At 48.1% G+C, this 1,196-nt stretch carries 3 protein-coding genes; all 3 read right to left on the bottom strand.

The annotated features are described in order from the left end of the window. Nucleotides 1–38: 38 nt before the first annotated feature. Nucleotides 39–797: a transposase gene (locus ACM0OZ_RS48935; RefSeq protein ID WP_414590175.1), complete on the bottom strand. Its 759-nt coding sequence runs from the start codon at nucleotides 795–797 to the stop codon at nucleotides 39–41. Further along, the gene (locus ACM0OZ_RS48930) at nucleotides 778–909 is read right to left on the bottom strand and encodes a hypothetical protein (RefSeq protein ID WP_414590174.1); all 132 of its coding nucleotides are present in this window, start codon (nucleotides 907–909) and stop codon (nucleotides 778–780) included. The genes ACM0OZ_RS48935 and ACM0OZ_RS48930 overlap by 20 nt, the downstream gene beginning before the upstream one ends. 50 nt (nucleotides 910–959) lie before the next feature. Next, nucleotides 960–1,196 (bottom strand): IS110 family transposase (locus ACM0OZ_RS48925; protein WP_414590173.1); only part of this gene is annotated, 237 nt, incomplete at its 5' end.

Genomic DNA, 1,196 nt, shown 5'->3' with positions numbered 1-1,196 from the left:
CTCCTAAGAAACACATTCGGTAGCAGCAGATTGAGCAACTAAATCAAAGCCCAAAGACTTGGCTTTTTTCTTGAGGTTGTTGACAACGCGATTGGGCGAAGCCCACTGCCCTTCGGGCAATCGCGATACTGCTGCTCATAGGCATCAAGCCCAAGGTCTGGCGCCACCGGCGCTCCAGAAACGATAGAAAATACGTGCGCTCCTTGTGTGCGGTGGCAGTAATCGCCTTGGGTGCACCCAAACGTGCCTGCATCCGCCGATAAAAAGCGGCCAAAGCGGAGCGACTGCGACAAAGAGATTGAGCGGCGTTGCGCAGAGCATTCGCAACACGGTTGGCAACTGGGCGAGATGCGCGAACTTTTCACCTTACCGCCAGTAATCCGACTGCCAGGACACAGCCCTAACCAAGAGGTAAAGTGCTTGACAGTGGGAAAGCGTGTTGGATCTAACCCTAACTCAGATAACAGGGTAAGTACGGTCAAAACACCCAAGCCATCAATTTGAGTAAAGTCCACGCCACTAATGCGATACAGATGAGTCCGCAAATCAAATTGAGGGGCGTTACCTGGTTGCTTTTTTCCGCGACGCTTGGGTTTAGCTAAGGGTTTGGTATTTACATCAACCTTTGATGTAAAAGATGCCAAGCATTGCTCAATTTGGGTATCGCAAGCAGAAATTTGTGTCTGATAAAAATCGTAGAGTTGCAATTCCTGCTGCAAGATAAATACCAGTTCTGGGCGGTAGTCCCCAGTTAAAGCAGCAGCAATTTCAGCACAGCTAGCGCGTGATGCGTCCATCGCTGTTTGATGCCAGAACCTCTGGATCACGCTCACCTGCGACAATTGCTCTGATTATTGCCATGCCAGTAGTGCCCGTAATATCGCGCTTTGGCTCGATGCAGTTGTACATTCATTTCCGTGAGGGCTTTTTGCATCCGTTGTATATGAACACAAGCACTTTTAATTAGGTTGTCCCGAGGCGCGAATGTAACTACGTAAAACACAAATTTGGTCTTCCGGGCGAAATGACCCTGACAATAAACCGTAGGTGTGTAACTGTTGCAGCCACTGACAATCTAAGACGTCAGTTTTGCGACTAGGTACAGTTTTTACTTGTTGGGCATTTACGAGTTTGACTTCAAACCCATGACTTTCCAAAATTTGAAAGACAGATATCCAATATACTCCTGTCGATTC

The organism is Scytonema sp. PCC 10023 (assembly GCF_963920835.1).
Taxonomy (GTDB): Bacteria; Cyanobacteriota; Cyanobacteriia; order Cyanobacteriales; family Nostocaceae; genus Kalymmatonema.
The sequence above is the reverse complement of the archived record's forward strand: the minus strand, read 5'-3'. Positions and strand labels throughout refer to the sequence as shown.

Excerpts from the sequence above, each read along its gene's own strand:
- ACM0OZ_RS48935 (WP_414590175.1), bottom strand. The coding sequence starts at position 797 with ATGGACGCATCACGCGCTAGCTGTGCTGAAATTGCTGCTGCTTTAACT.
- ACM0OZ_RS48930 (WP_414590174.1), bottom strand. The coding sequence starts at position 909 with ATGTACAACTGCATCGAGCCAAAGCGCGATATTACGGGCACTACTGGC.